At 70.0% G+C, this 6,043-nt stretch carries 6 protein-coding genes; 4 read left to right on the top strand and 2 right to left on the bottom strand.

Annotated features, from left to right (window positions below):
- Positions 1-395: 395 nt before the first annotated feature.
- The 3 genes from Q0480_RS11225 (at position 396) to Q0480_RS11215 (ending at position 2,872) form a co-directional block, all read left to right on the top strand.
- Positions 396-1,067 carry a TetR family transcriptional regulator C-terminal domain-containing protein gene (locus tag Q0480_RS11225; RefSeq protein ID WP_299132970.1) on the top strand — a complete coding sequence of 224 codons (672 nt, stop codon included), beginning with the start codon at positions 396-398 and terminating at the stop codon, positions 1,065-1,067.
- Entirely contained in the window at positions 1,064-2,251 is a 1,188-nt protein-coding gene (locus Q0480_RS11220; protein WP_299132967.1) for a pyridoxal phosphate-dependent aminotransferase, read from the top strand. Before Q0480_RS11225 ends, Q0480_RS11220 begins: the two co-directional genes overlap by 4 nt.
- 90 nt (positions 2,252-2,341) lie before the next feature.
- Complete coding sequence (locus Q0480_RS11215; protein WP_299132964.1) at positions 2,342-2,872, top strand: CoxG family protein; 531 nt, start codon at positions 2,342-2,344, stop codon at positions 2,870-2,872.
- A gap of 24 nt (positions 2,873-2,896) precedes the next feature.
- On the opposite strand, the gene Q0480_RS11210 is transcribed toward Q0480_RS11215, so the two are convergent.
- Both Q0480_RS11210 and Q0480_RS11205 read right to left on the bottom strand, forming a co-directional pair.
- A complete protein-coding gene (locus tag Q0480_RS11210; protein ID WP_299132961.1) occupies positions 2,897-3,229 on the bottom strand; it encodes a YnfA family protein in 333 nt (110 codons plus the stop codon).
- On the bottom strand, positions 3,226-3,852 hold the full coding sequence (locus Q0480_RS11205; protein WP_299132958.1) for an FMN-binding negative transcriptional regulator: 627 nt from the start codon (positions 3,850-3,852) through the stop codon (positions 3,226-3,228). The genes Q0480_RS11210 and Q0480_RS11205 overlap by 4 nt, the downstream gene beginning before the upstream one ends.
- 358 nt (positions 3,853-4,210) lie before the next feature.
- Between Q0480_RS11205 and Q0480_RS11200 the strand changes: the two genes are divergently transcribed.
- Positions 4,211-5,803, top strand: a complete 1,593-nt coding sequence (locus tag Q0480_RS11200; RefSeq protein WP_299132956.1) for a glucan biosynthesis protein — start codon at positions 4,211-4,213, stop codon at positions 5,801-5,803.
- Positions 5,804-6,043: the final 240 nt, after the last annotated feature.

Genomic DNA, 6,043 nt, shown 5'->3' with positions numbered 1-6,043 from the left:
GACCTTCGAGCCGCCCGGTACCTCGGCGTCGCCGATGCCGTCATTGGCACCGGCCCGCGCGACGCCGTAGCAGCGCTCCTGCGCCTGTGCCAGGGCTTGGCCGGCCGGGACCGCGAGGGTCGTGGCGAGGCCGGCGAGGAGGAAAACCCGTCTCATGGCGAACTCCGTCCGAGGGCATGCGTCGAATATGTGTTCCGCCTCCCGGTCGCCGCAAGGTCCGCGCCAGGAACCCGGTCAAGTGCGACTTTCGCGCAACGGGTGAGAATGCCGTAACCAACGCGCGACACGGGTGATTGCCGGATTTTGTGCAACTGTATAATTTGGTTGCGTTGAGTGGTTTCGGCGGTGCGTGGCTTGTGATGTCGTCCGATCTCGATGCGAAAGACCAGCCCCCGATGGGGGACAGCCCGAAAGACGGCGGGCCCGTCGCGCCGCGCAAACCGTTCCGCAACGAAGGCGAGGAGACCCGCCGCGCGGCGCTGATCGCCGCGACCCTCGACTGTATCGGCGAGGGTGGTCTGCAGGCCGCGACGGTGCGGGCCATCGCCCGTCGCGCCGGGGTCACGCAGGGGCTGATCCGGCACTATTTCCCCTCCAAGGATCATCTGATCGAGGTCGCCTATCAGGCGCTGATGGACCGGCTGACCGAGGACAGCCAGGCGGCGCTCGCCCACGCCGGCGATCCGTGCCGGCGGCTCGGCGCCTTCGTGCGCGCGGTGCTTGGCGCGCATGCGACCGATCCGGCGCTGCTGGCCGCCTGGGCCGGATTCGTCGGCGCGCTGCACCGGGCGCCGCGGCTCAGGGCGATCCACGCCGCCAATTATCTCGGCTTTCGCGAGCAACTCGACGCGCTGATCGGCGCGGCGCTGGCCGACGCGGGCCGAGCGGCCGACGCGCCGACGCTGCGCCGGCACGGCATCGCGGCGACCGCGGTGCTGGACGGTCTCTGGCTCGAAGGCGGGCTGCTGCCCGAGGCGTTCGAGCCTTCGGAAATCGCCGAACTCGGCCTTCGGGCCGTCGCGGCGCTGCTCGGTCTCGATCTCGCATCGGAAGGGAGCCTGACATGAAGTTCGCCGGGGTTACCGACAGGCTCGCCCGCCTCGGGTCGCACAAATGGGCGCTGCACGATCGGGCGAAGCAGATGGCCGCCGAGGGGCGCGACGTGATCCGGCTGACCGTCGGCGAGCCGGATCTGCCGACACCGCCCGAACTCGTCGCCACGCTGACCGGCGCGCTTGCCCGCGGCCGGACCGGCTATTCCAGCGGGCGCGGCGAGGCGGGCCTGCTGCTGGCGCTTGCGAAGAAATACACCCGCCGCTGCCACCGCGAGATCGCGCCGCGCAATATCCTCGCCTTTCCCGGCACCCAGACCGCGCTCTACGCCGTGATGATGGCGCTGGCCGAGGCGGGGACCGAGGTGCTGGTCGGCGATCCCAACTATGCGACCTACGAAGGGGTGATCCGCGCCACCGGGGCGACGCCGGTGCCGGTGCCGCTGCGGCCGGAACGCGGCTTCCGGCTCGACGCGGCGGATGTCGCGGCGCGGGTGACGCCGCGCGCGCGCGTGCTGTTGCTGAATTCGCCGCACAATCCGACCGGCGCCGTGCTGACCGCGCAAGACATTCGCGCGCTCGGCGATCTCGCCCGCGCGCGCGATCTCTGGATCGTGTCGGACGAGGTCTATGAGGAACTGATCTTCGACGCGCCCTTTGCCTCGCCGCTCGATTTCGCCGATCTGGCGGAGCGGACCGTCGTCGCCTCGTCGATCTCGAAGTCGCATGCCGCGCCGGGCTTTCGCAGCGGCTGGTGCGTCGGCTCGGCCGAATTCTGCGCCCGGTTGCTGCCGCTATCGGAGACCATGCTGTTCGGCAACCAGCCCTTCATCGCCGACATGACGGCCGCCGCGCTGAACGGGCCGTCGGCGGTGGCGGCGGAGCTGCGCGCGCGCCTGTCACGGCGGGCGGATCTGGTGGTCGAGGCGCTCGACGGCTGCGCGGGGCTCGCCGTGTCGCGCCCCGAGGCAGGGATGTTCGCGATGCTCGACGTGCGGGCGACCGGCCTCGGCGGGTTCGACTTCGCATCGTCGCTGCTCGATGCGACCGGAGTCGCGGTGATGCCCGGCTGCTCCTTCGGCGAGAGCTTGCGCGGCTGGTGCCGGGTGTCGCTGACGGTCGAGGATGCGCGGTTGGCCGAGGCGATGGTCCGGATCGCCGATTTCGCGGCGGAGTCCGGGCGGCGAAAGATCGCCTGAGCGGCGGATTTCGCCGGAGCGCTCACTACTCGCGCCCACGGAGGATTGCCGCTATCCTCCTCGGGAGGAACGCCCGGGGAGGAGAAGCAGATGGAGATTTCAGGCTCGCGCCGGATCGCCGCGCCACGCGAGCAGGTCTGGGGGGCGCTCACCAGCGCCGAGATACTCAAATCCTGCGTCTCCGGTTGCGAGGAAATGACCGGCGGGCCGGAAAAGGGCTTCGAGGCGGTGGTGAAGCAGAAGATCGGCCCGGTCAGCGCCAGGTTCCGCGGTTCCATCCGGCTGACGAACGTCGTGCCGGGCGAAAGCTATACCATCACCGGCAGGGGCAAGAGCCGCGCTGCCGGCATTGCCAGGGGTGTCGCCGACATCCGGTTGAGCGACGTGGAGGGCGGTACCCAGCTCGACTACGCGGTGAAAGCGGATGTCGGTCGCAAGCTGGCGAAACTCGGCCGCCGGCTGATCGACGGTTTGGTCGTGAGGATGGCGGACAGTTTTTTCGATGGTTTGCAGCTCGCGGTGGAGGGACCGATCGAGCCAGCCGCGCCGGCGGATGTAACCGAGGAGAGTGACAAGAAACCCGGCTGGTTCGGCCGCCTGATGGGCAAGCAGAAGGCCTGACGCGCGCGCCATGACGGCCCCCGTTCAGCCCGTGGCGCGCGGTCCGAACAGGATGATGGCGGCGCCGGCGAGGCAGAGCGCGGCGCCGATCATGTCCCAGCGATCCGGCCGGGCCGATTCCACCAGCCACAGCCAGCCGAGCGCGGTGAGCACATAGACCCCGCCATAGGCGGCGTAGGCGCGGCCCGCGAAGGCGGACGGCGCCAGCGTCAGCAGCCAGGCAAAGCAGACGAGGGCCGCGACGCCCGGCGCCAGCCACCAGATCGACCGCCCGAGCCGCGCCCAGGTCCAGAAGGCGAAGCAGCCGCCGATCTCGGCGACCGCCGCCGTGAGATAGAGCGCGAAGGCGCCCGTCACCGCTGGCGCCGCTCGGCCACCAGGCCGGCCATGGCCGGCGCTTCGCCGGCCAGTCCCTCGGCGACGCCGATACGGTCCGCCTCGGGACGGTTCTGGCTGACCTTCCATTTGCCGGTCATCGCCTCGATCGGGATCTCGATGCCGACGATGCCCCGGATCTGCGCGGCGACGAAGGGCTCGGGCGCGTCGGCCACCGCCCAGGGCTCGGCTCGGCCCGCCTCTCGCGCACGGGTGAGATCGTCGATCTGGCGGCGCAGCCAGGCCGCGTCCTCGATCACCCGCGCCCGGCCGCGGACCTGGACCACCACGTAGTTCCAGGTCGGCACCACCTTTCCCGTCTCGCGCTTGGTCGCATAGAGCGAGGGCGAGACATAGGCCGCCGGTCCCTGAAACACGACGAGACAGTCCGGCGCCGCCGCCAGCCCCCGCCAGTGCGGATTGGCTCGCGCGACATGGGCGCGGAGCGTGCCGCGCGGACCTTGCTCCGCGTCGAGCAGGAACGGCACCGGATCGGCCACCGGCAACCCGCCCGGCGCCGAGACGAGCAGGCCGAGCGGCTCGGCCCGGATCAGCGCGGCGAGCAGGTCGGCGCGGTCCTCGCGAAAGGCGTCAGGTTGGTACATCGCGGGGGATCCTCCTTGATGCCCTGCCTGAGCATCCGTTTGAAAACCCGGACAGGTCGGTCCGGCGGGTCTTTTCGCGCCTGGGTCGCGTCGGTCACGGGGGACAATATCCCCGATATTGCCCGCCGTGACCTCCTGCCGGGGCACAAAAAACCCGCGCCGGCCCTCCGCCGCCGAATTTCCTGACAGCGCTCTTAGCGCGACCCGCCGCGCCGGTCGAGATCGTGAAGCGAGGGCGGCGACGAACCATCGCCCCGGCGACGCTCTTCGGCCCCTTGAGGCCCGCCGGGGCCGCCGCTAGCATCCCCGCCGAGCAGATGAGGGCCGCGCGCGCCCGATCCAGGAGGAGCCCCGCCCGATGACCGCTTCCCTTACCCGCCGCGAGGCGCTGGCCGCCGCGCTCGCCTCGGGCGCCTTCTTCCTCGTGCCGGGCCTTCTCGCCGCCGCCGAGGGCGAGGAGATCGCCACCGGCCCGGCCGAGCCCTTCTCCTTCGACCATCTGCGCGAGATGGCGAAGGCGCTCGCCGCCGATCCCTTCGCGCCGGCCGAGGTGCCCGACGCGACGCTGCTCGACAGCATCGACTACGACCTGCACCAGAAGATCGTGTTTCGCGAAGAGGATACGCTCTGGCGCGGCGATCCCGGCATTGCCAAGGTGCGCTTCTTTCATCCCGGCCGCTATTTCAAGGAACCGGTGCGGATCTACGTGGTCGAAGGATCGGAGGCGCGTGAGATCCCGTTTTCGACCAAACTCTTCGACATGCCCGCCGACCACCCGGCGCTGATGCTCGGTCAGGGCGCCGGCTTCGCCGGCTTCCGGGTGATGGATCCGGAGGAGAAGAACGACTGGATGGCCTTCCTCGGCGCGTCCTATTGGCGGACCTCGGGCTATTCCGGCCAGTTCGGCCTGTCGGTACGCGGCCTCGCGCTCGATACCGCGATCGCCGGGCCGGAGGAATTTCCGCGCTTTACCCGCTTCTGGCTGGAGCAGGCGCCGGCCGGCGGGATCATCGTCTATGCCCTGCTCGACAGTCCGCGGGCGACCGGCGCCTATCGCATTGCCTCGACGCGCGACAACGGCGTCTTTCAGGATGTCGACGCCGCGATCTTTCTGCGCGGCGCGGTCGAACGGCTCGGCATCGCGCCGCTGACCTCGATGTACTGGTTCGGCAAGAACAACGACTTCGTCTCGCCCGATTGGCGGCCGGAGGTGCATGACAGCGACGGGCTCGAAATCCTGCTCGGCACCGGTGAGCGGATCTGGCGGCCGCTGAACAACCCGCCCTACGCGATGACCAACAGCTTCGCCGCCGAAAATCCGCGGGGCTTCGGCCTCGCGCAGCGCGAGCGGCGCTTCGCGGAATATGAGGACGACGGCGTCTTCTACGAGAAACGCGCGACGGTCTGGGTCGAGCCGAAGGGCGACTGGGGCAAGGGCTACGTGACGCTGGTCGAGCTTTCCACCAATGACGAGATCCACGACAATATCGTCGCCTTCTGGCGCCCCGAGGCCGACGCCGTCGGCGGCGACGCCTATGACATCTCCTATCGGCTGAACTGGATCGAGGCGAGCCCGGTGCCGAACGTCGCCCAGTTCACCGCCACCCGGATCGGCGCCGGCGGCGTCCCGGGCCAGCCGCGCCCGGCGAACGTGATCAAGGTGGTCTGCGATCTCGAAGGCCGGGGTTTCGAGGGGCTGGACCGCTCGAGCGGCGTCGAGGCGGTGGTGGGCGTCAGTCGCGGCACACTCGGCCTGACGGTCGCCTATCCGATCGCCGGGGCCGACGACTGGCGGGTGATGTTCGACCTCGACATCGGCCCGGCCGGCGGCCCCGACGAGCCGATCGACATGCGCATGTTCGTCCGCCATGACGGCAAGGCGCTGAGCGAGACATGGCTCTATCAGGCGTTTCCGTCGCAACTCCACGCGATGCTGGCCGCGCACGCCTGAGGAGGGACCACGGGGTCTCCTGACGAAAGCGGCGCGCTTGGTGCTCCCGGATCGCGCGGACCGGGCCGCCAGTGGCGCGCCGCGCTGTCCGGTCGCCCGGCGGCCATGCCGAAGGGCGGGAGGGTCAGGGTTTCTCCATTTCTCGCCGATCAGGCAGGCGCGAATTGTCTTGTGTGCCCCAAATCATACCAACGGCCCATCTCGTTGACTTTCCGACCAAGCGCGCCGAAGGCACGCGAG

Origin of the sequence: uncultured Amaricoccus sp., assembly GCF_937891315.1 — a bacterium.
Taxonomy (GTDB): Bacteria; Pseudomonadota; Alphaproteobacteria; order Rhodobacterales; family Rhodobacteraceae; genus Amaricoccus.
The sequence above is the reverse complement of the archived record's forward strand: the minus strand, read 5'-3'. Positions and strand labels throughout refer to the sequence as shown.